The sequence below is a fragment of the Streptomyces sp. NPDC088785 genome (genome assembly GCF_044750685.1).
Lineage (GTDB): Bacteria > Actinomycetota > Actinomycetes > Streptomycetales > Streptomycetaceae > Streptomyces.
Map to the genome: position 1 here is coordinate 773,355 of NZ_JBIVKH010000001.1, position 21,279 is coordinate 794,633.

Annotated in this window: 22 protein-coding genes and 3 tRNA genes; 6 read left to right on the top strand and 19 right to left on the bottom strand. The window is 68.9% G+C overall.

The annotated features are described in order from the left end of the window. Positions 1–155 precede the first annotated feature (155 nt). The 3 genes from nusG to ACIP5K_RS03530 all read right to left on the bottom strand — a co-directional run bounded on the left by nusG (position 156) and on the right by ACIP5K_RS03530 (position 1,649). A complete protein-coding gene (gene nusG, locus ACIP5K_RS03520) occupies positions 156–1,103 on the bottom strand; it encodes a transcription termination/antitermination protein NusG (RefSeq protein ID WP_401404474.1) in 948 nt (315 codons plus the stop codon). A 77-nt stretch (positions 1,104–1,180) separates the two neighbouring features. Then, complete coding sequence (gene secE, locus ACIP5K_RS03525; RefSeq protein WP_401404475.1) at positions 1,181–1,468, bottom strand: preprotein translocase subunit SecE; 288 nt, start codon at positions 1,466–1,468, stop codon at positions 1,181–1,183. A 108-nt stretch (positions 1,469–1,576) separates the two neighbouring features. After that, positions 1,577–1,649, bottom strand: a tRNA-Trp gene (locus ACIP5K_RS03530). 202 nt (positions 1,650–1,851) lie between these two features. Here ACIP5K_RS03530 and ACIP5K_RS03535 point away from each other — a divergent pair. Together ACIP5K_RS03535 and ACIP5K_RS03540 are read left to right on the top strand one after the other, a co-directional pair. Beyond that, positions 1,852–3,102 (top strand): pyridoxal phosphate-dependent aminotransferase, encoded by a 1,251-nt coding sequence (locus ACIP5K_RS03535; RefSeq protein ID WP_401404477.1) that lies wholly within the window; start codon positions 1,852–1,854, stop codon positions 3,100–3,102. 121 nt (positions 3,103–3,223) lie between these two features. Further along, the gene (locus ACIP5K_RS03540; RefSeq protein ID WP_401404479.1) at positions 3,224–4,246 is read left to right on the top strand and encodes an adenosine deaminase; all 1,023 of its coding nucleotides are present in this window, start codon (positions 3,224–3,226) and stop codon (positions 4,244–4,246) included. A gap of 1 nt (position 4,247) precedes the next feature. Here the strand turns inward: ACIP5K_RS03540 and ACIP5K_RS03545 are convergent, their stop codons facing one another. Next, positions 4,248–5,012: a DsbA family protein gene (locus ACIP5K_RS03545; protein ID WP_401404481.1), complete on the bottom strand. Its 765-nt coding sequence runs from the start codon at positions 5,010–5,012 to the stop codon at positions 4,248–4,250. Between the two features lie 31 nt (positions 5,013–5,043). After that, positions 5,044–5,649, bottom strand: coding sequence for a TetR/AcrR family transcriptional regulator (locus ACIP5K_RS03550; RefSeq protein ID WP_401404483.1), 606 nt, complete (start codon positions 5,647–5,649; stop codon positions 5,044–5,046). A 122-nt stretch (positions 5,650–5,771) separates the two neighbouring features. Between ACIP5K_RS03550 and ACIP5K_RS03555 the strand changes: the two genes are divergently transcribed. Then, a complete protein-coding gene (locus ACIP5K_RS03555) occupies positions 5,772–6,404 on the top strand; it encodes an NAD(P)-dependent oxidoreductase (protein ID WP_401404484.1) in 633 nt (210 codons plus the stop codon). Between the two features lie 16 nt (positions 6,405–6,420). On the opposite strand, the gene ACIP5K_RS03560 is transcribed toward ACIP5K_RS03555, so the two are convergent. The 8 genes from ACIP5K_RS03560 to ACIP5K_RS03595 all read right to left on the bottom strand — a co-directional run bounded on the left by ACIP5K_RS03560 (position 6,421) and on the right by ACIP5K_RS03595 (position 11,535). Continuing rightward, positions 6,421–7,476, bottom strand: coding sequence for a UDP-N-acetylmuramate dehydrogenase (locus ACIP5K_RS03560; protein ID WP_401404485.1), 1,056 nt, complete (start codon positions 7,474–7,476; stop codon positions 6,421–6,423). Between the two features lie 235 nt (positions 7,477–7,711). Further along, complete coding sequence (locus tag ACIP5K_RS03565) at positions 7,712–9,154, bottom strand: DHA2 family efflux MFS transporter permease subunit (protein ID WP_401404487.1); 1,443 nt, start codon at positions 9,152–9,154, stop codon at positions 7,712–7,714. A 143-nt stretch (positions 9,155–9,297) separates the two neighbouring features. After that, positions 9,298–9,843: a TetR/AcrR family transcriptional regulator gene (locus ACIP5K_RS03570; RefSeq protein ID WP_401404489.1), complete on the bottom strand. Its 546-nt coding sequence runs from the start codon at positions 9,841–9,843 to the stop codon at positions 9,298–9,300. A 217-nt stretch (positions 9,844–10,060) separates the two neighbouring features. Then, complete coding sequence (locus ACIP5K_RS03575) at positions 10,061–10,489, bottom strand: MaoC family dehydratase (protein WP_401404491.1); 429 nt, start codon at positions 10,487–10,489, stop codon at positions 10,061–10,063. A 5-nt stretch (positions 10,490–10,494) separates the two neighbouring features. Further along, positions 10,495–10,956, bottom strand: coding sequence for a MaoC family dehydratase N-terminal domain-containing protein (locus tag ACIP5K_RS03580; RefSeq protein WP_401404493.1), 462 nt, complete (start codon positions 10,954–10,956; stop codon positions 10,495–10,497). A gap of 143 nt (positions 10,957–11,099) precedes the next feature. After that, on the bottom strand, positions 11,100–11,264 hold the full coding sequence (gene rpmG / locus ACIP5K_RS03585; RefSeq protein ID WP_003948671.1) for a 50S ribosomal protein L33: 165 nt from the start codon (positions 11,262–11,264) through the stop codon (positions 11,100–11,102). 91 nt (positions 11,265–11,355) lie between these two features. Next, a tRNA-Met gene (locus tag ACIP5K_RS03590) sits at positions 11,356–11,428 on the bottom strand. A 34-nt stretch (positions 11,429–11,462) separates the two neighbouring features. Next, positions 11,463–11,535, bottom strand: a tRNA-Thr gene (locus ACIP5K_RS03595). 249 nt (positions 11,536–11,784) lie between these two features. Between ACIP5K_RS03595 and ACIP5K_RS03600 the strand changes: the two genes are divergently transcribed. Together ACIP5K_RS03600 and ACIP5K_RS03605 are read left to right on the top strand one after the other, a co-directional pair. After that, positions 11,785–13,059, top strand: a complete 1,275-nt coding sequence (locus ACIP5K_RS03600) for an amidohydrolase family protein (RefSeq protein ID WP_401404495.1) — start codon at positions 11,785–11,787, stop codon at positions 13,057–13,059. A 172-nt stretch (positions 13,060–13,231) separates the two neighbouring features. Next, a complete protein-coding gene (locus ACIP5K_RS03605) occupies positions 13,232–13,888 on the top strand; it encodes an SDR family oxidoreductase (protein WP_401404497.1) in 657 nt (218 codons plus the stop codon). Positions 13,889–14,007: 119 nt separating this feature from the next. Here the strand turns inward: ACIP5K_RS03605 and ACIP5K_RS03610 are convergent, their stop codons facing one another. From ACIP5K_RS03610 to ACIP5K_RS03620, 3 genes are all read right to left on the bottom strand, one after another. Next, positions 14,008–14,226 (bottom strand): hypothetical protein, encoded by a 219-nt coding sequence (locus ACIP5K_RS03610; RefSeq protein WP_351458315.1) that lies wholly within the window; start codon positions 14,224–14,226, stop codon positions 14,008–14,010. A gap of 125 nt (positions 14,227–14,351) precedes the next feature. Beyond that, positions 14,352–14,801, bottom strand: coding sequence for a DUF6299 family protein (locus ACIP5K_RS03615; protein WP_401404499.1), 450 nt, complete (start codon positions 14,799–14,801; stop codon positions 14,352–14,354). A 1,500-nt stretch (positions 14,802–16,301) separates the two neighbouring features. After that, positions 16,302–16,940 carry a hypothetical protein gene (locus ACIP5K_RS03620; RefSeq protein WP_401404501.1) on the bottom strand — a complete coding sequence of 213 codons (639 nt, stop codon included), beginning with the start codon at positions 16,938–16,940 and terminating at the stop codon, positions 16,302–16,304. 367 nt (positions 16,941–17,307) lie between these two features. Here ACIP5K_RS03620 and ACIP5K_RS03625 point away from each other — a divergent pair, with 367 nt between their 5' ends. After that, positions 17,308–18,777 carry a hypothetical protein gene (locus tag ACIP5K_RS03625; protein ID WP_401404502.1) on the top strand — a complete coding sequence of 490 codons (1,470 nt, stop codon included), beginning with the start codon at positions 17,308–17,310 and terminating at the stop codon, positions 18,775–18,777. A 96-nt stretch (positions 18,778–18,873) separates the two neighbouring features. Here ACIP5K_RS03625 and ACIP5K_RS03630 read toward each other — a convergent pair whose 3' ends face one another. The 3 genes from ACIP5K_RS03630 to ACIP5K_RS03640 all read right to left on the bottom strand — a co-directional run bounded on the left by ACIP5K_RS03630 (position 18,874) and on the right by ACIP5K_RS03640 (position 20,977). Next, positions 18,874–19,398, bottom strand: a complete 525-nt coding sequence (locus ACIP5K_RS03630) for a hypothetical protein (RefSeq protein ID WP_401404504.1) — start codon at positions 19,396–19,398, stop codon at positions 18,874–18,876. A 125-nt stretch (positions 19,399–19,523) separates the two neighbouring features. Further along, positions 19,524–20,186 carry a YdcF family protein gene (locus ACIP5K_RS03635; protein ID WP_401404506.1) on the bottom strand — a complete coding sequence of 221 codons (663 nt, stop codon included), beginning with the start codon at positions 20,184–20,186 and terminating at the stop codon, positions 19,524–19,526. Next, entirely contained in the window at positions 20,183–20,977 is a 795-nt protein-coding gene (locus ACIP5K_RS03640) for a GntR family transcriptional regulator (RefSeq protein WP_401404507.1), read from the bottom strand. The genes ACIP5K_RS03635 and ACIP5K_RS03640 overlap by 4 nt, the downstream gene beginning before the upstream one ends. Positions 20,978–21,279 lie beyond the last annotated feature (302 nt).

The following is a 21,279-nucleotide window of genomic DNA, read 5'->3' on the forward strand; positions in this document are numbered from 1 at the left end:
CCGTGAACGATGATCGTCCAGATCATCCGGATGGAGGCATACCGCACAACGATAACGGGTATCCATGCGCGGCTAAAAACCGAGCAGGTCAGACCGGCTTTTGCGAGCCCGTCTGACCTGTTCGGAAGCGTGTGTCCAGAAGGTGCCGGTGACTGCTAGTTCTTCTGGATCTGGTCGAAGCTCAGCTCGACCGGGGTCTCGCGGCCGAAGATCTCGACGAGGCCCTTGACCTTCTTCGAGTCGGCGTTGATCTCGTTGATCGTGGCCTGGAGCGTGGCGAACGGGCCGTCGGTGACGGTGACCGAGTCGCCGACCTCGAAGTCCAGGACCTCGACGGTGACCTTGCGGGCCGGAGCCGGCTTGCCCTCGGCCTCGGCGGCCTCACGGGCGGCCTTCTCCTCGGCCTCCGGGGCGAGCATCTTGACGATCTCGTCCAGGGTCAGCGGGTACGGGTCGTACGCGTTGCCCACGAAGCCGGTGACGCCGGGGGTGTTGCGGACGACGCCCCAGGACTCGTTCGTCAGATCCATGCGGACGAGAACGTAACCGGGCAGCTTGTTCTGCCGGACGTTCTTGCGCTCGCCGTTCTTGATCTGGACGATCTCTTCCTCGGGCACCTCGGCCTGGTAGATGAACTCCTCGACGTTCAGCGAGACGGCGCGCTGCTCCAGGTTCGCCTTCACGCGCTTCTCGTAGCCCGCGTAGGTGTGGATGACGTACCACTCACCGGGCAGGCCACGCAGCTCCTCGCGGAGAGCGGTCACCGGATCGACCGGCTCCTGCTCCTCCTCGGGCTCCTCGGCGGCGGCCTCGGCCTCTTCAGCCTCTTCGGCCTCGTCGGCGATGGCGGCCTCGACGGCCTCATCGGCGTCGGCGGCGGTCTCGTCGCTCGTGTCGCTCTCGGCGAGTTCGGCGTCGATCTCGGCGATGTCCGCGTCGGCGGCCTCGACCTCGATGGCGGCCTCTTCGGCGGGTACACCGGCGGCGATGTCGGCAGCCTCGGCCTGGTCCGGCTCCTCGGCGTCCGCCGCCTCGACGATGTCGAGCTCGTCCTCAGCGGACTCGACCGGCTCGATCGCCTCGTTCAGGTTCGGGTCAGACACTGTGGCTGCTTCTTCCTGGATACATGGGGGTGGAACACGCGAAAGGGGCGCCGCACAGGCGCCCTCCGCATTTCGGCTCAGCCGAAGACGTACTTGACGAGGTGGCTGAACCCATAGTCAATCACGGTGACGAGACCGATCATGATGACGACGAAGACGATCACCACGGTCGTGTACGTCGAGAGCTGGTTGCGCGAAGGCCAGACGACCTTGCGGAGCTCCGCGATGATCTGGCGGTAGAAGAGCGCGAGACGGCCGAAGGGGCCCTTCTTGCCGCGCTTGCCGCCCTTCTTCCGCGCCTTCTTCGACTCGGGCGCCTCATCCTCGGCATCAGGCATGTCGATGGAGCCCACGGCGTCCGTCACGCGTCCTCACCTGATTCCGGGTCGTGGCCGTGCCGCGCCCGGTATGAGCCGCACGGCGGTGCAATGCAGTACGTACATGCGCACACATCCTGGCGAAGGTGTGTGTAGCAGGGCCGGAGGGACTTGAACCCCCAACCGCTGGTTTTGGAGACCAGTGCTCTACCAATTGAGCTACGACCCTTTGTTTCCCCCAACGTACCGCATCCGCCGCACCGCAAGGACTGCGGCCGGGAAGTGCGGCCGGTGAAGGCCAACGAGCAGTGAGTGTACGTGCTCCGGGGCCCTCCGTCGAACGAACAGGGGCAGCAAGTTGATCAACGGCTGATCCGCCGGTCTTCGAATCCCGTGTGCCAAGCGGGTTTCCGGTCTGGAACGATGGGGTTATGAGCGCTGCAACTCCTTCTTCTTCTGCCGGTGGTTCCTCCCCTACCGAGCGTCGGGTCTCCGCCCGTGTCGCCTCGATCTCCGAGTCCGCGACCCTCGCGGTCGACGCCAAGGCCAAGGCTCTCAAGGCCGCCGGGCGTCCGGTGATCGGCTTCGGCGCCGGTGAACCCGACTTCCCGACGCCGGACTACGTGGTCGAGGCCGCCATCGAGGCCTGCAAGAACCCGAAGTTCCACCGCTACACGCCGGCCGGGGGTCTGCCCGAGCTGAAGTCGGCGATCGCCGCCAAGACGCTGCGCGACTCCGGCTACGAGGTCGACGCCTCGCAGATCCTGGTGACCAACGGCGGCAAGCAGGCCATCTACGAGGCGTTCGCCGCGATCCTCGACCCGGGCGACGAGGTCATCGTCCCGGCCCCGTACTGGACGACGTACCCGGAGTCGATCCGGCTCGCGGGCGGCGTGCCGGTGGAGGTCGTGGCCGACGAGACGACCGGATACCGCGTCTCCGTCGAGCAGTTGGAGGCCGCGCGCACCGAGCGCACGAAGGTCGTGCTGTTCGTGTCGCCGTCGAACCCGACGGGCGCCGTGTACAGCGAGGCCGACGCCGAGGCGATCGGCCGCTGGGCCGTGGAGCACGGCCTGTGGGTCATGACGGACGAGATCTACGAGCACCTCGTCTACGGGGACGCGACGTTCACCTCGCTGCCCGCGATCCTGCCCGAGCTGCGCGACAAGTGCATCGTGGTCAACGGGGTCGCGAAGACGTACGCGATGACCGGCTGGCGCGTGGGGTGGATCATCGGCCCGAAGGACGTCGTGAAGGCCGCGACGAACCTCCAGTCGCACGCCACGTCGAACGTGTCCAACGTGGCGCAGGCGGCCGCGCTCGCCGCCGTCTCCGGCGACCTGACCGCCGTCCAGGAGATGAAGAAGGCCTTCGACCGGCGCCGCCAGACGATCGTGCGGATGCTGAACGAGATCGACGGCGTGCTCTGCCCGGAGCCGGAGGGCGCCTTCTACGCGTACCCGTCGGTGAAGGCGCTGCTGGGCAAGGAGATCCGCGGCAAGCGCCCGTCGACCTCGGTCGAGCTGGCCGCGCTCATCCTGGAGGAGGCCGAGGTCGCCGTGGTCCCGGGCGAGGCCTTCGGCACGCCGGGCTACCTGCGTCTTTCGTACGCGCTGGGTGACGAGGATCTCGTCGAGGGCGTCTCCCGCATGCAGAAGCTGCTGGCCGAGGCCCAGGACTGAGCCGTACGCCGTCGTGGAACGGGCCGCCTCCGTACGGAGGCGGCCCGTTTCTTCGTTCGGGCGAGCCCTCGAAGGGGGAAGCGGCTACCGGTATGACCGGTGCGTGCGGCAGGATCTTGGGATGGAGCGTGAAGGACGTGATGTACGCCAGTTGCCCAAGGCCCATCTGCACCTGCATTTCACCGGGTCGATGCGGCCCGCGACGCTGCTCGACCTCGCGGACAAGTACGGGGTGCGGCTGCCCGAGGCGCTGACCGGGGCGGAGCCGCCGAAGCTGCGGGCCACGGACGAGCGCGGCTGGTTCCGCTTCCAGCGGCTGTACGACGCGGCGCGGTCCTGCCTGCGGGAGCCCGAGGACATCCAGCGGCTGGTGCGCGAGGCCGCCGAGGAGGACATCGCCGACGGGTCGGGGTGGCTGGAGATCCAGGTCGACCCCACGTCGTACGCGCCCCGGCTGGGCGGGCTGATCCCCGCCCTGGAGATCATCCTGGACGCCGTGGACAGCGCCTCGCGCGAGACCGGGCTCGGGATGCGCGTGCTGGTGGCCGCGAACCGGATGAAGCACCCGCTGGACGCCCGGACGCTGGCGCGGCTCGCGGTGCGGTACGCGGACCGGGGCATCGTCGGCTTCGGGCTCTCCAACGACGAACGGCGCGGGATGGCGCGGGACTTCGACCGGGCGTTCGCCATCGCGCGCGAGGGCGGGCTGCTGTCCGCGCCGCACGGCGGCGAGCTGACGGGCCCGTCGTCCGTGCGCGACTGCCTGGACGACCTGGAAGCGCACCGCATCGGGCACGGCGTGCGGGCCGCGGAGGACCCGCGGCTGCTGCGGCGGCTCGCCGAGTCCGGCGTGACCTGCGAGGTGTGCCCGGCGTCGAACGTCGCGCTCGGCGTGTACGAGAAGCCCGCCGACGTGCCGCTGCGCACGCTCTTCGACGCCGGGGTGCCGATGGCGCTGGGCGCCGACGACCCGCTCCTGTTCGGCTCGCGGCTCGCCGCCCAGTACGAGCTGGTGCGCCGTCACCACGGCTTCACGGACACCGAACTGGCCGAGCTGGCCCGTCAGTCGGTGCGCGGCTCCGCGGCGCCCGGTGAGGTCAAGGAGAAGCTCCTGAACGGCGTGGAGGAGTGGCTGGCGGGCTGAGTCACGCCCCGCCGGCCGCCGCCATGCCGTTCACCATCACGGCGACGACCACCGGCAGCTGTGCCTCGTCGAACATGCCGCCCCGCAACCGGTCGGGCACGACGGTGTCGTTGACGGCGAAGGTCGGGGTGCCGGGGGCGCCGTCCCGCTCGTACGCGCGCTGCGACGCCTTCACGAAGGCGCGGTACTTCATGGTGCGCACCGCGGTGTCGAACTGCTCGCCCCGCAGGCCCTTCACCTTGGACGCCATGCGCAGCAGGAAGGCATCGGTGTAGCCGTCGACCGCCTCCTCGGGCTGGTGCGCGAAGAGCACGTCGTGGAACTCGATGAAGCGGTCCTGCTCCAGGGCGGCGCGCAGGGCGTTGGCCGCGCGCAGCGAGCCGCTGCCGCCGAGCCGGTCGTCCAGGAACGAGGCCAGCGTGTAGTGGGCCGCGACCTGGCCGCTGAGGACGAGATCGCGCAGGGCCTCACCGCCGCCGCGCTCCTCGTAGTCCTCGCAGACGGGGCAGCGCAGGTCCTCGTAGACGTGGACCGTCGTGGCGGCGCCGGGCGCGCCCACCAGGATCGTCGTGCCGTCGTCGGCCAGGTGCTCGGGCAGTTCGGCGACGCTGCTGTAGCGGGCCGCTCCGTCCTTGCCGCTGTCCTTGCCGCTGTCCTCGTCGACCGCCCGTGTGGGCCCGCCGCACCCCGTGGCCAGTACCGCCGTGGCCACCATCAGCGCCGCCATCACGGCGGCGCGTCCCGCCCGTCCCGCGTCCACCCGCATCGAAGATCCTCTCCCCTGGAACAGGGTGACTTTATGCGATACCGGTGAGCAGGGTGTGCGCGATCTGTGCGGCGAACGCGTCGAGCGGCTGCGGGGGCCGGCGGTCCGGTGACATGTCGTAGGCGAAGGCGCGCTGCGCGCAGGCGCCCAGGAGGAGGGACGCGGCCGCGTAGGTGTCGGCGCCCGCGCCGATGCGGCCCGCCCGCTGTTCGGCGCGCAGGTAGGCGTCCAGGCGCTGGATGGGCCGGTGCGGGCCCGCGCCGAGTTCGCGCATCACCTCTTCGTGGCGGCGCTTGAGCCGGGGTTCCGCGTACAGGGACGCGGCCATCGGGAAGGTCTGCTCGTAGAAGAGGGCCGCTTCGCGGGCGATGTCCGTGAGGTTCTCCTCGACCGTGCGGCCGGGGTCGCCGACGCCCTCGGTGAGCAGCCGGTCCAGGAGGGAGCCGAGCTTCGGGAGGCGCTCGTTGAGCACCGTCACGAACAGCTCCTCCTTGTTGGGGAAGTACTTGTAGAGCGCCGCCTCGGAGCATCCGGCGGCCCCGGCGATCGCCTTGGTGGTGGTGCGCGCGAGGCCGATGGTCAGCATGAGTTCGTGGGCCGCTTCGACGATGCGGACGCGGGCCGGTTTCTGGTCCATGCGGTTTCCAACCAACCTTGACGCGTGGGTGAGTACTCACTCACTCTAAAGGTGAGCGGGGGTGAGTGAGTACTCACCCACCACAGTTCTCGCTGTGGGGGACGCGGACCTGGAGGCACGCCATGAAGCTCACTGTTCTCGGTGCGACCGGCGGCATCGGCCGCGAGATCGTCCGGCAGGCCCTGGCGGCCGGGCACGAGGTGACGGCGGTGGTGCGCGATCCGGCCCGCCTCGCCGTGACCGGCGAGCACCTGGAGGTCGTCCGCGACGACCTGTCGGACGCCGGGTCGCTGCGCCCCGCGGTCGCCGGCCGGGACGCGGTCCTCTCCGGGCTCGGCGCCCGCCGGCGCTCGGACGCGGGCATCGCGACGACGCTCACGCGGACCGTGCTGCGGGCCATGGAGGCGGCGGGCACGCGCCGCCTGCTGGTGGTCAGCGCGGCGCCGGTGGGCCCGATGCCGGAGAACTCGCCGCTCGCCGACCGGATCGGCGGGAAGATCGTCGGCGCGCTCCTCAAGGACATCTACCGGGACCTGACGGCCATGGAGGCCGAGCTGGCGCGCAGCGCGACGGACTGGACGTCGGTGCGCCCGCCCCGGCTCCAGAACAAGCCGGTCACCGGGGCGTACCGGACCGTCGTGGGCGGCTTCCCGCGCGCGGGCCGCTTCGCGGGGCGCGCGGACGTGGCGCACGCGATGCTGGCGATGGTCGACGACCCGGCGACGGTCAAGCAGGCGGTCGGGGTGGCCTACTAGGCCTGTCCGGCGGCGTTCAGAGGCGGACGCCGACCGTCACCGGTTCGTTGACGAGCGTCACGCCGAAGGCGTCCCGGACCCCGCTCACGACCTCGCGGGCCAGGGCCAGCAGGTCCTCGGTGGTGGCCCCGCCGCGGTTGGTGAGCGCGAGGGTGTGCTTGGTGGAGATGCGGGCCGGGCCGCTGCCGTAGCCCTTGGTGAAGCCCGCCCTGTCGATGAGCCAGGCCGCGGAGGTCTTCGTCAGGCCGTCCCCGGCGGGGAAGGCGGGCGCCGCGGCGTCGGGGCCGAGGCGTTCGGCCACGCGCGCGTGGAAGGCCGCGAACTCCTCGTCCGTGAGGAGCGGGTTGGTGAAGAACGACCCGGCCGACCAGGTGTCGTGGTCCTCGGGGTCGAGCACCATGCCCTTGCCCGCGCGCAGCTTCAGGACGGTCTCGCGCGCGGTCGCGGCGGGCACCCGGTCGCCGGCCTCCACCCCGAGGGCGCGCGCGGTCTCGGGGTACTTGAGGGGCGCGCTCAGGCCGCCCGCGTCCTCCAGCTCGAACCGCACGCGCAGCACCACATAGCGGTCGGGTTCGGCCTTGAAGCGGCTGTGCCGGTACGAGAAGGCGCAGTCGGCGTTCGGGACGGTGACCGTCTCGCCCTTCTTGCGGTCGTAGGCGACGACCTCGGTGATCGTGGTGGAGACCTCCTGGCCGTACGCGCCGACGTTCTGGATCGGTGTCGCGCCCGCGGAGCCCGGGATCCCGGCGAGGCACTCGATGCCCGCGAGACCGGCTTCCACGGTGCGGGCCACGGCGTCGGTCCACACCTCGCCTGCGGCCAGCTCCAGCGTGGTGCCGTCGAGGGCGAAGCCCCGGGTGGCGATCCGCAGGGCGGTGCCGGAGAAGCCCGCGTCGCCGATGACGAGGTTGCTGCCGCCGCCGATGATCAGCAGCGGGGTGCCGGTGGCGTCGGCCTCGCGCACCGCGTCGATCACCTCGGCGTCGGTGGTCGCGGTGAGCAGCCGGGTGGCGGGCCCGCCGAGCCGGAAGGTGGTCAGGGGGGCGAGGGGGGCTTCGTGGAGTTCCTGCACGCGCTCCAGAGTACGAGAACGGCCCCGCCGTCCGGACGGGGCCGTTCTCGTGCCGGGTCCCACCGGGAGCGCCGCGGGGCGTCCTCCCGGTGGGGGCGGGCCGGCGGCGCGGACGCCGCGGAGTCCGTCGGGGCCCCGGCCGCGGGGTGGGCCGGGGCAGGGTCGGCGTGGCGTGCGCGCTTCGGCGTACGAAGCCCGGGCGCGGGTGCGGCCGGGCTCCGTACGGAGGCTGCGGTCAGGCGTTCTCCAGGACCGGGCGGGCGTCCTGCGCCGGCCCGGGCGTCCCGTCCGCCGCGCGTCGCGCGCCGGGGATGGCGAGGGCGGCGAGGCCCGCGACGGCGACCAGGGCGGCGCCCACCCACAGGGCGGGCCGGATGCCGTCCACGAAGCTCCGCGCGGAGTCGTAGCCGCCCTGCGCCGAGAAGATCGACGCCATGATCGCGATGCCGAGGGCGCCGCCGACCTCGCGCAGCGCGTTGTTGGAGCCGGAGGCGATGCCCTGCTCCTCGGGGCGGACGCTGGCCATGACCAGGTTGGAGGCCGGGGCGAAGTACAGGGCCATGCCGACGCCGCTGACGATCAGCGCAGGCAGCTGGGCCGCGTACGAGACGTCGGCGGAGATCACGGTGGCGAACCAGCCGAGCCCGAGCGCCTGGAGGAACAGGCCGGTGGCGGCGATGGTGCGGCCGCTGATCCGGTCGGAGAGGTATCCGGCGATCGGCGCGACCAGCATCGGCATGCCGGTCCAGGGCAGCATCCGCAGCCCCGCCTCGGTGGGCGAGTAGCCGAGGACGCCCTGGAGGAACTGGCTGAGCAGGAAGATCGAGCCGAACATGCCGAGGAACATCAGCAGGCTCGCGGCGTTGATCCCCGCGAAGGCGCGGGAGCGGAAGAGCCGCATGGGGAGCATGGGGTTCTCGGCGCGGATGCCGTGGAGGACGAAGCCGACGAGGAGGGCGGTGCCGGCGAACAGCCCGGTCAGGACGACGCTGTCGCTCCAGCCGACGATGGGCGCGCGGACCAGCCCGTAGACGATGCCGAACAGGCCGCCGCTGGCGAGCAGGGTGCCGGTGAGGTCGAGGGGGGCGCCGGTGCCGTGCGACTCCTTGAGGCGCAGCCGGGCGAGGGGCAGCAGCGCGAGGCCGACCGGGACGTTCAGCCAGAAGATCCAGTGCCAGGACACGTGTTCGGTGAGAGTGCCGCCGATGAGCGGTCCCGAGGCGACCGCGAGCCCGTTCGCCGCGCCCCAGACGCCGAACGCCATGCCGCGCTTGGCGGCCGGGACGGCCGCGCTGAGCAGGGTCAGGGTGAGCGGCATCATGATCGCGCCGCCGACGCCCTGCACCGCGCGGGCGGCGATCAGCGCCTCGATGCCGGTGGACATCGCGGCGGCGGCGGAGGCCGCGGTGAAGACGGTGATGCCGACCAGGAAGAGCCGGCGGCGGCCGAACCGGTCACCGAGCGCCGCGCCGAACATCAGCAGCACGGCGAAGGTGAGCGTGTAGGCGCTGACCGTCCATTCCAGGTCGTCGAGGGCCCCGCCGAGGTCCTGCCGGATGGACGGCAGGGCCGTGGTGACGACGAGGTTGTCGAGGGCCGCCATGAATCCGGCGACGCTGGTGATGACGAGGGCCCAGACGGCTCCCCCGCCCCGGGTGGTTCCGGCTTGCTGTGACATCGCTTCCCCCAGTGTTTCTGCCGTCGGTTAGTTATTGATTACTAACTTTTTTGCCAAGAAAACGCGACCGCCCGCACGGATCGCCCCGCCCTCCCGGATCACTGAGGACGGTTCTCACCCAGGGCGCCTAGGACGATTTCCGCCTAGGACGGTGCTCCGCAGCCGGTCCACACCCGGTGCTCGGGCGGAAAGCCCATCGACACCAGGACGTTGATCAGCATGCCGTGCGCGAGGAAGTTCGCCGCTCCCTCGACGTCCGCCCCCATGGCCAGCAGGACGGTGTCGTACATCTCCGCCCACAGGCGGCGTGCTTCCTCGCCGAACTCCACGTCGCCGGAGGCTTCCGCGGCGGCCACGGCCACGTAGATCTGCATCTGCATCAGCAGCATGTCCGGGTCGTCGGCGATGAGGGACAGGTACGCGTCCCCCATGGCCTCCTTGATCTTCTCGGGCGCGACCCCTTCGGCGGTCTTGCGGAACACCTCGGTGATGTTCTCGCAACACCGCCGGGTCGCGGCCAGGAAGATGGCCTGCTTGCCGGGGAAGAGGCGGAAGAGGTAGGGCTGCGAGACGCCCACCCGCTTGGCGATCGCCTCGGTCGAGGTGCCGTTGTACCCACCCCGGGCGAATTCGGTGATCGCCGCGCGAACGACGCTCTCGCGTCGCTCCTGCGCACTCATCCTGACCATGCGACGAAGTTAGTGGCCAATCACTACCCGAGTCAACCCCTGCGCCCCGCGCGGGAAACGCGTAAGGGGCACTCCCCCATGGAGGATGCCCCTTACCTGTCTGCCCGCGCGAGGGCTTGCCCCGCGAGGACCTGCCCGCGCGAGGACCTGCCCGCGCGAGGACCTGCCCCGCGAGGACCTGCGCCTCTGGGCGCCGGCGCCCGCGAAGGGCGTGCGATCAGACCAGCTGGACGACCGCCCGCGACATTCCGAGCACCTTCTGCCCCGCGCTCATGGCGATCAGGTCGACGCGGACGCGGCGGTCGTCGAGCTTGGCCGCGACCTTGGCGCTGACCTCGATCTCGGCGCCCTTGTCGTCGTTCGGGACGACGACCGGCTTGGTGAAGCGCACGCCGTACTCGACGACGGCGGCCGGGTCGCCGGCCCAGTCGGTGACGACGCGGATCGCCTCGGCCATGGTGAACATGCCGTGCGCGATGACGTCCGGCAGGCCGACCTCGACCGCGAACTTCTCGTTCCAGTGGATCGGGTTGAAGTCGCCCGAGGCGCCCGCGTACTGGACGAGCGTGGCGCGCGTCACCGGGAACGTCCGGGCGGGCAGCTCGGTGCCGACCTCGACCTCGTCGTACGTGATGGTCGTCGCCATGGCGATCAGGCCCCTTCCCCGGTGGCGGCGGCGCGCGAGACGAGCTTGGTCCAGGCGGTCACGACGTGCTCGCCCTTCTCGTCGTGGACCTCGCCGCGCACGTCGATGATGTCGTTGCCCGCGAGGGACTTGATCGCCTCGATGGTGGATGTCACGGAGAGTAGGTCTCCGGCGTGCACCGGACGCGTGTACGCGAACTTCTGGTCACCGTGCACCACCCGGCTGTAGTCAAGGCCCAGCTCAGGGTCGTGGACGACCGCGCCCGCGGCCTTGAACGTGATGGCGAACACAAAGGTCGGCGGGGCGATCACGTCGGGATGGCCGAGCGCCAGGGCCGCCTCACGGTCGACGTAGGCGGGATGGGTGTCCCCCACGGCCTCGGCGAACTCGCGGATCTTCTCCCGGCCGACCTCGTACGGGGCGCTGGGCGGGTAGCTCCGCCCCACGTAGGACTGGTCGAGCGCCATGGACGCGGCACCTCCTGTGTCTGCCCGGACCTGCGAAGACAGGGCCCGGGGTTACGGGGGAAACGGGGTGGTTGCGGGGCATCGGCCGATGCAACGACACGAGGCCGCCCCCTGACGGGGACGGCCTCGTGTACGAGCCTGATTTATCGCGTTTCGCGGTGCGCGGTGTGCGCATTGCAACGCGGGCAGTGCTTCTTCATCTCAAGACGGTCCGGGTTGTTACGCCGGTTCTTCTTGGTGATGTAGTTCCGCTCCTTGCACTCCACGCAGGCCAGCGTGATCTTCGGGCGGACGTCGGTGGCAGCCACGTGAGTGCTCCTTGACGAACGGATGGGACATGGTTTAACGCATAAAAGAGTAGCCGATCGAAGGACCGACCCCACAATCGGCTACTTTCAGTAGCGGTGACCGGACTTGAACCGGTGACACAGCGATTATGAGCCGCTTGCTCTACCGACTGAGCTACACCGCTTTGATACGCGCACCGCGAGCGGTGTGTGTACCAGAGCCCCAATGCGGAATCGAACCGCAGACCTTCTCCTTACCATGGAGACGCTCTACCGACTGAGCTATTGGGGCGAGCGATGAAGACATTACACGGTTGCCCGCCGATCGCCCAAATCCGTTTCGCGGGTCCCGCCGTCGGGAACGGCGAGCCCTTGTCCCGACCGGCCCAGGGGCCCCTGAGACCCCACCCGAGACGCCACCTGAGACCCCATCAGTACGACTATTGCGGCGCTCCGCGAAGCGCGCCCGTCGCCGCCCTAGGCTCGCCCTGTCCCGCGTGATCTTGCTCGTGGGACCCGGTTCCCGAGCCCCTGGAGCGCGATGCCCGACAGTCCTCCGCAGCAGCCCCCCGCGCCCGGCTCACCCGGCTCACCCGACGACGTGCCCGACAGCTCCGGCCTGTTGCTGTGCGGCGCCCGGCTCACCGACGGCAGGACCGTGGACGTGCGGCTGGGCGGCGGGCGCATCGAGGCGGTCGGCACGGCGGGCAGTCTCACCGCGCACGGCTCGCGCGTGGACCTGAGCGGCTATCTGCTGCTGCCCGCGCCCGCCGAGCCGCACGCGCACGGCGACACGGCCCTGTCGGCGGACGACGGCGGACCGGTGTCCTACGACGCCGAGGACGTCCAGCGCCGCGCCACCGAGGCGACCCTGCTCCAGCTGGGGCACGGCGCGACCGCCGTCCGCTCCCACGTGCGGGTGGGCGAGATGGAGGGCCTCGGATCGCTGGAGGCGGTCCTCCAGGCGCGCCGTTCGCTGGTGGGCCTCGCGGACCTGCGGTCCGTGGCGATGCCGCGGCTGCTGACGGGGGTCGCCGGGGCGAACGGGCTCGCGATGCTGCGCGACGCGCTGAAGATGGGCGCCTCCGTGGTGGGCGGCTGCCCCGACCTCGACCCCGATCCGACCGGCTACGTGGAGGCGGTCCTGGAGGTCGCCGCCGAGCACGGCAGCCCGGTCGACCTGCACACGGACGGCGCCGACCCGGCGCGGCTCGGCCGGCTCGCGGCGGCCGCGGGCGGGCTGCGCACGGGTGTCGTCGTGGGTCCGCTCGGCGGTCTGGCGAGGATGCCCGCGGAGGCCGTGCGGCGGGCCGTCGACGGCCTCGCGGCGGCCGGGGTGACCGTCGCCTGCCTCCCCCAGGGCGGCTGCGCCGGGGTCGACGGGCGGGGCGTCGCGCCCGTACGGCTGCTGCGGGCGGCCGGGGTGCGGGTGGCCGCGGGCAGCGGGGCGATGCGGGACGTGTCGAACCCGGTGGGCCGGGGCGATCCGCTGGAGGCCGCCTACCTGCTGGCGTCCCGGTACGGGCTGCGCCCCGAGGACGCGTACGACACGGTGAGTTCGGCGGCACGGGCGGCGCTCGGGCTGCCGGAGGTGCGGGTGGAGGCCGGCTTCCCCGCCGAACTGCTCGCCGTGCGGGGCGACCGGCTCTCGGGGGCGCTGTCGCTGGCATACAGCCGGATCGTCGTGCACCGGGGCCGGGTGGTGGCCCGGACGAGTGCGGTGCGGGAGTACTGCGACTCGGCGGCCGCGGTCGCGCTGGATCTGCCGCGCCAGGGCCGGGCGGCCAAGCACGGCGGCGGGAACGGGCCGGCGTAGGCGGGAACGGGCCGGCCCCAGGGTTCGGCTCCACCGGATCGGCAACTACGCGCGCGGGGCGGCTCCTTGGCCCGGGGCGGGCCTGCGTGCGGCCTTCCACGCGCGCGTGCCGGGAAGGCGCGCCGGAATGGTTGCCCGGTCAACCGTGCCGGCTCGGCGTACGGTCGGCATCATGCGCATTGTCATCGCTGGTGGTCATGGTCAGATCGCGCTGCGGCTGGAGCGTCTGCTCGCCGCGCGCGGCAACGAGGTCGCGGGCATCATCCGCAAGGCCGAGCAGGGCGACGATCTGCGGTCGGCCGGTGCGGAACCCCTGCTGTGCGACCTGGAGTCGGCGTCCGTGGAGGAGGTCGCGGAGCACCTGCGGGGTGCCGACGCGGCCGTCTTCGCCGCCGGCGCGGGTCCGGGCAGCACGGTGGACCGCAAGGACACCGTGGACCGCGACGCGGCCGTGCTGTTCGCGGACGCGGCGGAGCGGGCCGGGGTGCGCCGGTACGTCGTCGTGTCGTCGATGGGCGCCGACGCGGCGCACCAGGGCGACGACATCTTCGACGTGTACCTGCGGGCCAAGGGCGCGGCCGACGACGACGTCCGCCGCCGCACCGCCCTGGACTGGACGATCCTGCGGCCCGGGTCGCTGACGAACGACGCGGGCAAGGGCATGGTCCGTCTGGAGGCGTCGACCGGGCGCGGGTCCGTGCCGCGGGACGACGTCGCCGCGGTGCTGGCCGAGCTGGTGGACACGCCGGCCACCGCCGGGCTGACCCTGGAACTGGTCTCCGGGTCGGCGCCGGTCGCGGTGGCGGTCAAGTCGGTCGCCGGGAACTGATCCCCGTACCGCTGTCGGGTCGTCAGGTCGTCGCGCCGTCAGGTCGTCGGGCCGTCAGGTCGTCGGGGCATCGCATCGCCGCACTGTCGCGCGTCCGGTCCGCGTCCGCGTCGTCCGCGTCAGAACAGCGGCATCTGCCCGGGCACGTGCGGGACGACGTACCCGTCGAGGGCGTCCTGCACGGCCCCCAGCTGGGCCTGACGGCGGGAGCCGGGGCAGGAGACGAGTTCGCCCGCGTCGCGTGCGCCGGGTGGGTCGTGGCGGGCGAAGCGGCCTGCGACGACGGCGATGTCACGACGGCACTCGGGGCAGTTTCGGCGGCGCGCTGTGGTCGGCATGGGGACAAGTCTGCGCGGTGATCGCCGCGGGCACGCGGTGACACCCGCGCGTGGCGGGTGTCACCGGCCCCCGGACGGGGGCGCGGAGCCCGGCCGGACGCGCGGGCGGGCTGCTGTGGTGCGGCTCAGTCCGTGGCGGCGGTCAGCGTCACGTTCTGCTTGCGCGCGGCGTGGAAGTGCGGGAGCGGCAGCCCGGCCTGCGGGCGCAGTTCCATCACCGTCGCCTCGACCTGCGCGGCGCCGGGCTCGACGGTGCCGTCCGGGAGCCGGGCGCTGTTGTGCCAGGCGTGCTCGCGGCCGTCGCAGTCGGCCAGGCTGCCGCCGACGCCGTGGCGCGGGCCGTCGGACGTCTGGCGGACGGAGGCCGAGACGAGGACCGGGGCGAGCCCGGCGGTGCAGCGGTAGGTGCCGGAGAGGGTCACGGTGCCGTCCTCGGCGATCGTGCCGACCGGGGCGACGGTGACGGACTCGGCGGGTTCGGCGGCGCCGACCGCGGCGGGCGCGGCGAGCAGCAGCAGGGCGGCGCCGGTGACGGTGCCGAGTGAGGCGAGCGGCTTGGGGGGAAGCACGGGCATGGCAGACCTCCTGGTCGGGGCTTCATGGGGGGATCGCGGCCTCATGGACGGGCCGTGACCCCATGGGCGGGTCGAGATCCATCGGACGGGTCGAGATCCCATGGGCGGGTCGTGACTCATTGATAACCGGATCGCGACGCTCCCCTCACTCAACGTCACTCCTTCGACGGCGTTTCCGCTCGGGGCGGCGACGGGTGGTGGGGCCGGCGGGGCGGTCGGTGGTCTCTTTGCCGGAGGGGCGCGTGGTGCGTTGCGACGGTCCTGGCCCGCTCTCGTGGGCGGCCCGGTGCCCGTGCCGACCGCGCGGCCTACCGTGACGGCATGCCCCTGCCGGAGCTGCTCGGTCCGGCGATCGCGGCGGATTCGAGAGCCGGCCGGCGTTGCCGGTCCGCCGGCAGGACGGGCCCTGGAGCCGCTCCCGGGGGACGTCCGGGGCCGCACCCCACGCACCTCGGCCGGCCGGTTGTGTCGGTCGACATAATTCGCCAGCTTTCGCCACCCGCCGGAGGCGGCCCACCAGGCGTTTCTCAGCGATCTCCGTTCGACAGGGGCGCACGCCACCCCCTAACGCCATGCCTCACCAGGGGATCCGCCACGATTTTCGATCTTGGAGCCGGCTCTCGTGCTTGATGCTCCTGGCGACTTGAGGTTTCCTCGTCCTGGGTCCGAAAGGCCCCGCGACGCATGATGGCCTGGCTCCGGGCAGCCACCCGGAGCCAGGCTCACATGCGGGTCACGGGCGGGTCCGGCCGCGTACGAACCGGTCGGGCTCGCCTACCGCCCCACCATCCGTCCGGACCGCCGTCGAGGCATCACACAACGTGTTCGATGCACCCCGCGATGGCTGTGACCGCAGTCAGGAACAGGGCCGCAAGCTGAACCCAGTCGGACAACTGGCTGCGCCTGCGGCACCGTGTCCGCCGTGCCGATCGCTCCATCTGATCCGATCTCCCATCTCTCAGTGACCCCAACGATGTGGGGACCCGCCCACCGCAGGCGGGCGATCGGGGAGAGATGCATCGGACACACAGCAATCTAACCGGCGCCACAGTGGCGGAAGTGCCGGTGAGAGGGTGGCGAATGCTGGCGAACAGTAAGCACCGACCGACCCCGGTTCAGGGGGCGGCCACAGGGTCGTCGTGCTGCTCCGGGTCCACGCCGGGGCCACGCCGGGGCCACGCCGGGGCCACATGGAGAGCTGACATCGACGCGCCGCCCGACGTGCACGCGGGCGGCGACGATAAGGCCGCGGGGAGAGCAAAAGAAGAAGCCCCCGACCTGCTGAAACAGCAGGTCGGGGGCTTCTTGCCTTCCTGTGGCGGCGCCAGGATTCGAACCTGGGAAGGCTGAGCCGGCAGATTTACAGCGGGCCCCGTCTCCCACGTGTAGCCTGCGCCTTTGCCCGCGCCCACAGTTACTGGGGGACGCCTGGGGGATTGGCCCTCGCCCCTCAGATCCAAGAGCCGCTAGCGTCAGGCGCCGACAGCAGGCGACGAGTAACTATCGTTCGACTCGCTGGACGATACAGCTGGCCAGGTTCATGAAGTTCGTGATCGATGGGGCTTCCAGGACCAAGAGCTTGGGCGCACGCTCGCTACCGTCTCCAAGACCGCATCCGCTCTCAGCCACCAGAGGCGTAAGCCAGCGGACGGTATCGCGCTCAGCAGCAAAGAAGATCACTGGCCGATCCGCCCACGGGTGTTCGCCGGAGTGGCTGCGGCAACTCGCAGCCGTGAAGCACCCAATCGATGTGAGGGCATACGAGAGGCCTGCCACACCAAGTTCCAGGGCTTCCAGGGGAACCCCGTCGTCGGAGTCTAGGCTCGCTTCCCGAACCAGTTCGCTGTCCGGGTGTTGCTCGGCGTAGCCGACTGGGAGGTACTCAAGTTCCCTCTTCTCTATCGCCTGAGCCAGGCAGTCGAACTCAACCTCGTTGCGGCTTGCCTGATCGACGAGGCTAACCAGGCGTCTTTCTTCTTCGATCATGGCGCGCGCCTCCTCGTGCCCCACCTCACCTGTGGCCCAAACATCACGGAAGTAGCCGTACCCCTCTTCGTCCACCTCGTCTGGGGCGGGCAAGCCCATCGCCAAGTGCACAGGGAAGACGGGGACAACGTCGATGTCGGCACTCGGGATCACGCAGCAGCTCCCACTGGGTTTGGACGTTTCTAATCCGCCGCATCCGAGGACTGACCGGCCCGCCCCACCCTGCAACGCACCACCGTCACAGCACAACAGATGTGCGGGGGACGTCTCCGCACCGCCGGCGCGTGGCGCGAGTCGCGTCGTCCCATCGCTTGCCCGTCGCACCGCTTGCGGGGCTAGTCGCCCGGCATGCCGTGAGCGATCATTGAGCCTTGGTGGCACCAAGAGATTAGGGGGCCAGTCAATGGACGCCTACCGTAAGCTGCAGAATTTGGCACAGGAACTTCCGAGAGGCTTAGAAATTTGGAAGTTCGGACAGTCCAGCCTGCACGCTTTACTTCTATCTATTTCCGTGCGATACATGAAAGAACTTCTCCAGTCCCAGAAAGACGGAGAAACAGAATTTGATTCGTCTGGGCGTCAGTACGCCAACGCTACCGCACGGCTGATCGAATGGAGCTATCAGTATTGCGATCAGTCTTTCAGCGGCACCCCCGACGTCAAGTCTGTGGAAGAAGCGGTGAATCTAGCGCTTGACTGGGAGGTTGTCGAGGTAGGCATTCAAGGCGGACGCGCCGGTCGGGTACAGGTATATGAAGACGAGGAGGGCCTTTATATTGAACCTGCATCTCACGCCAGCATCGAAGTTCTAGACATGGTTTTAGAGCAGATCGACACTCTCAACCCCGAAGAAAACCAAATAGGACCGAGCCTGGAGCCCGCTCACTCATTCTTCGCCTCCCAACAGGGTGTATTGCACGTGCACAAGCGGCTTCCATCATGGATCGGTGGGCTTTATGTGCAGCATATGAAGAACTATTCAGCGCAGCGCATTTGGGAGATACCAGAGGACGCCGATATCGGCGGCTTGAAGGTCCGAGATGCCGTCCCCCTGATAGGGACAATGAAGGGCATGTCACTACTCCAGCTCACACTGTTTAGGGGTGAGCCGCTCCCGAATACAGCATATCTCTCGATGTCACCGGAGACCCTGAGAAGATATCTGAAACGCTATAACCCAGGAAATGATGCGGTTGACAGATTCATCGAAATGGTCACCTACACAGGCCCCGGGGGCAAGACGCCGTTCTCGGCACCAGTGGTGCCCTGGGGCGACAAGGTAATAATGCCATTCCCTCTGCTATCAGAAGGCTCTGAGGAGCGGATGGTCCTTCGCGCCGCAGCATCGAATCCGGCAACCTCAGGGTCTCTAGGCGGCGCCCTGGGCAAAGTCGGTAGGCGATGGGGAGATCGGCTCGCAGGGTCAATACCGGGTGCCCGTGTCGTGCATGAGGTGAAGGTACTAGCCCCCAATCGCAGAAAGATCGGCGATTTGGACGTAGTAGTTCTGGACCCGGACCGCAAAAGCGGTTTGATCGTCGAAGTAAAATGGCCGATCGACGCCCGAAATCTCTCCGAAGCATGGAAGCAGGAAGATGCCATAGATAAGGGCCGAGCGCAGGTATCACGCCTACAGAAGGAGATCAAGGAGGGGGCAACTGTCAAGCTTCCGCCGAACTGGCCACCTTTCGATCAGGTTAACTGGCAGTGGATTGTTGGAACGGCCAGGTACCTTGACCCACGTATCACGGACAGCGAAGTAGCCTCCACAAGCCTTCGACTTGTGGAGCAACTTCTACCGGTAAGCACAACGCGAGAATTGCTCTATAAACTACAGCACTTCCCTTACCCTCAAGAAGGTCAAGAGTTCATCCTAGGGTGGAAGCGGATTCGTGCAGGCGGACAGGCCATTCGCTGTCGCCTTATAGAGATAATCGAACCTCTGCCCGTGCCGCCTCGCGACCGTAAGCGATCCAAGGGTTGGACATAGCCCCAATCGTCACCTAGAGCGTTGAGGCGAGCATCTCATACTGAGAAGTGTCGCTTCAGAAAGCGCACGCAGTGGAGGTACCAGACGTACTGAGCCTCAACCGAACTGGATGTCGCTATCCGTGCTGTGCATGATGATCTGCCGCGCCCTGGCAGCATCCTGCTCCTCCGAGGGCAGTGTGGCCCACCATGTGCGGGCGCCGGCCAACATATCCAGCGCGAACGTATCGACCATGAGATTTAGCGCCCTGCCAGACTTGTTCATATGCACGCTGTTTCCAAGCCTGCCCGGTGTGCAGAAGTGAAAATCGTCGAGCGCATCGCGTACTTCATGGGCGGTGGTTTTGTCACTGCCTTCGTGCAGCAACGCGCAGCGGAGGGCGTAACAGTCCTTGCCAGACAGGAACTTGACCTCTTCCCTGTCTGTTGACGCCCCCACGTAGCGGGTGTACGTCGGCGCGACGTACACCTCGAACCATGCAGCGTAGCGAGATCTCGAAGTCTTACGCTCCGGATCGCTGACCTTCACACAAATGTCCGGCAGGGTCAATGCCATCACCAGCGCCGCATGCCAGTTACTGCCCTTCACTGCCTGCTCAAGTCCGTTGAAGAAGCCTTCCATTGCCGTGCCCTCCTCGCTTCGCCTCTGTCCCTCCATACAACCTCAGGAAGATTGGAAACGCCCCTCAGGCCCCAGCTAGACGGATCGGCGGGGTCTTGAACGGGCGTGCACCCAGCGAGGTCGGCTCAGGTCTTTGCTGCAGTGGGCATCAGACGACTGGTGAAGCCTTGGCGCGCCAGCCGCTCGTAGGCCTCAACTACGTCCCGCGGAACATCTTGCGGGATCGCCAAGTTCCGCCCAGGGAAGGCCAGTACTCGCTGGAGCGCGCCCACGATCATGTCGATCACCATCGAAGCGTCGCCGATCGTTTCGACGTACTCGTGCAGCTTCATGTGCGTGGACGCGCTAACGACATCCACTGTCGGCCACAGCTTTCGCATCATGGCGTAAGAGCGCCGCTCCTCATACGGCTTGCTGACGAGCAAGACAGAGGACACTGCAACGTCAGCATCCGCCAGCACCTGCCTGCTGAACTCAATGTTCTCCCCGGTGTTGGTCGCACGGGGCTCTACCAAGATGGCCTTATCCGGTACCCCGAGCTCCAGGGCCCGCTCACGGTAGTGAACGGCCTCGCCCCGAGGCATACGCACCCGTGTCGTCGGACTGGTAGCACCGGTAAAAACAAGCACCGGTGCCAAGCCTTGGTGGTACAGATCGGCCGCGACGTCAGCCACTCCGAGATCGTGGCTGCCCAAGCCGATGACGACCGAACTGGCTCGGGGAGCATGGTGCATGCGGTTGTAGTCCCAGAGCAGTCTGGCGTCCTCCCACGCCTCCGCTGAGATCATTCCTGTTCCTCCCTGTCCCTTGCTGAGTCCGGAACTTTGAAGTCGTACTCCCACGCAAAGCGAGAGGCCGAGTGGATGCCTACTGCGAACTCGACCACCGTGCCATCCGCCGTGCGCGTAGTCCGGTGAAGCTCAACCACTGGCTCACCAGCGGGAAGTTGCAGGAGCTGCACTTCATCTGCTGTCGGAACGCGCGCGAACAGCGACTCCCTCATGTGGTCGATCTCGTACCCGGCGTCGTAGAGGACGCGATACCCGCCGCCTCTGCCGGCGGGGCCGGGCGTGGGGTCAACAAGTCGTGTCCCCTCAACATGCTCCGGCCTGTAGTAGCTGGTCAAAGTATGGGTGGGCTGGGCCCCTTCCCGGACAAGCCGGGCGCGCGCGTACACGTCAGAACCGGCCGGCACGCCTAGCGCCTCCGCCACAAGATCGCTCGCGTGCACTCGACTGACGGTCTGAGTCTGCTCGTCGCGCTTGTACGCACGCCCCGTAGCGACTCGGTCGGCGATGAACGCAACTTCGTCGCCGTCGCGCCACTTGGCCTTGTCGTACCGGTAAATGCCGAGCCGCTTAAGCGGAGCACGCTGCCGCACCACCGTTCCGTGGCCACGCGTGGACGTGACGAGCCCCTCGGCCTCAAGGGCCTTGTAGGCCTGATGAACCGTTGCCTTCGAGCCTTCTCCTGCCTCGACCAGGTCCCTGATCTGGGGCAACTGAGCGCCAGGATCGTACTCGCCGTTCTTGATCTGCTCCGCCAGCCTGTCCGCCAGGTCTCGCCACTTGGGTGCCACGCAGAACTCCTCTCGACAGAGCCAGTGAAACACAGTCCTAGGACTGTTGACAGTCCTAGGACTGCATGCCATCTTCTTCTTAGGCCGCTCGCAGTCCTAGGACAGCGAGTGGGGTGGTTCTTCTTTGGGCTGCCTCAAGCCACGCCGGTTCGGGATAGCTCGCCTTGTGAGGGGCCCCGAGTTGGTCGCCCTTTGAGAACTGAAAAGCGTGCTGAGGGAATCCCGCCCCACCTCGCAATAAGCGGGCGGGTGCGCACGGCTCTGCCCCGTGCGCAGTGCAGCGCATCACGACCTTTCCGCAG

Excerpts from the sequence above, each read along its gene's own strand:
- ACIP5K_RS03615 (WP_401404499.1), bottom strand. The coding sequence starts at position 14,801 with ATGCCCGTGCTTCCCCCCAAGCCGCTCGCCTCACTCGGCACCGTCACC.
- ACIP5K_RS03625 (WP_401404502.1), top strand. The coding sequence starts at position 17,308 with ATGAAAGAACTTCTCCAGTCCCAGAAAGACGGAGAAACAGAATTTGAT.
- ACIP5K_RS03580 (WP_401404493.1), bottom strand. The coding sequence starts at position 10,956 with ATGGCGCTCGACCAGTCCTACGTGGGGCGGAGCTACCCGCCCAGCGCC.
- ACIP5K_RS03565 (WP_401404487.1), bottom strand. The coding sequence starts at position 9,154 with ATGTCACAGCAAGCCGGAACCACCCGGGGCGGGGGAGCCGTCTGGGCC.
- ACIP5K_RS03545 (WP_401404481.1), bottom strand. The coding sequence starts at position 5,012 with ATGCGGGTGGACGCGGGACGGGCGGGACGCGCCGCCGTGATGGCGGCG.
- ACIP5K_RS03630 (WP_401404504.1), bottom strand. The coding sequence starts at position 19,398 with ATGGAAGGCTTCTTCAACGGACTTGAGCAGGCAGTGAAGGGCAGTAAC.
- ACIP5K_RS03535 (WP_401404477.1), top strand. The coding sequence starts at position 1,852 with ATGAGCGCTGCAACTCCTTCTTCTTCTGCCGGTGGTTCCTCCCCTACC.
- ACIP5K_RS03575 (WP_401404491.1), bottom strand. The coding sequence starts at position 10,489 with ATGGCGACGACCATCACGTACGACGAGGTCGAGGTCGGCACCGAGCTG.
- ACIP5K_RS03635 (WP_401404506.1), bottom strand. The coding sequence starts at position 20,186 with ATGATCTCAGCGGAGGCGTGGGAGGACGCCAGACTGCTCTGGGACTAC.
- ACIP5K_RS03555 (WP_401404484.1), top strand. The coding sequence starts at position 5,772 with ATGAAGCTCACTGTTCTCGGTGCGACCGGCGGCATCGGCCGCGAGATC.
- ACIP5K_RS03550 (WP_401404483.1), bottom strand. The coding sequence starts at position 5,649 with ATGGACCAGAAACCGGCCCGCGTCCGCATCGTCGAAGCGGCCCACGAA.
- ACIP5K_RS03540 (WP_401404479.1), top strand. The coding sequence starts at position 3,224 with ATGGAGCGTGAAGGACGTGATGTACGCCAGTTGCCCAAGGCCCATCTG.
- ACIP5K_RS03600 (WP_401404495.1), top strand. The coding sequence starts at position 11,785 with ATGCCCGACAGTCCTCCGCAGCAGCCCCCCGCGCCCGGCTCACCCGGC.
- ACIP5K_RS03605 (WP_401404497.1), top strand. The coding sequence starts at position 13,232 with ATGCGCATTGTCATCGCTGGTGGTCATGGTCAGATCGCGCTGCGGCTG.
- ACIP5K_RS03570 (WP_401404489.1), bottom strand. The coding sequence starts at position 9,843 with ATGGTCAGGATGAGTGCGCAGGAGCGACGCGAGAGCGTCGTTCGCGCG.
- ACIP5K_RS03610 (WP_351458315.1), bottom strand. The coding sequence starts at position 14,226 with ATGCCGACCACAGCGCGCCGCCGAAACTGCCCCGAGTGCCGTCGTGAC.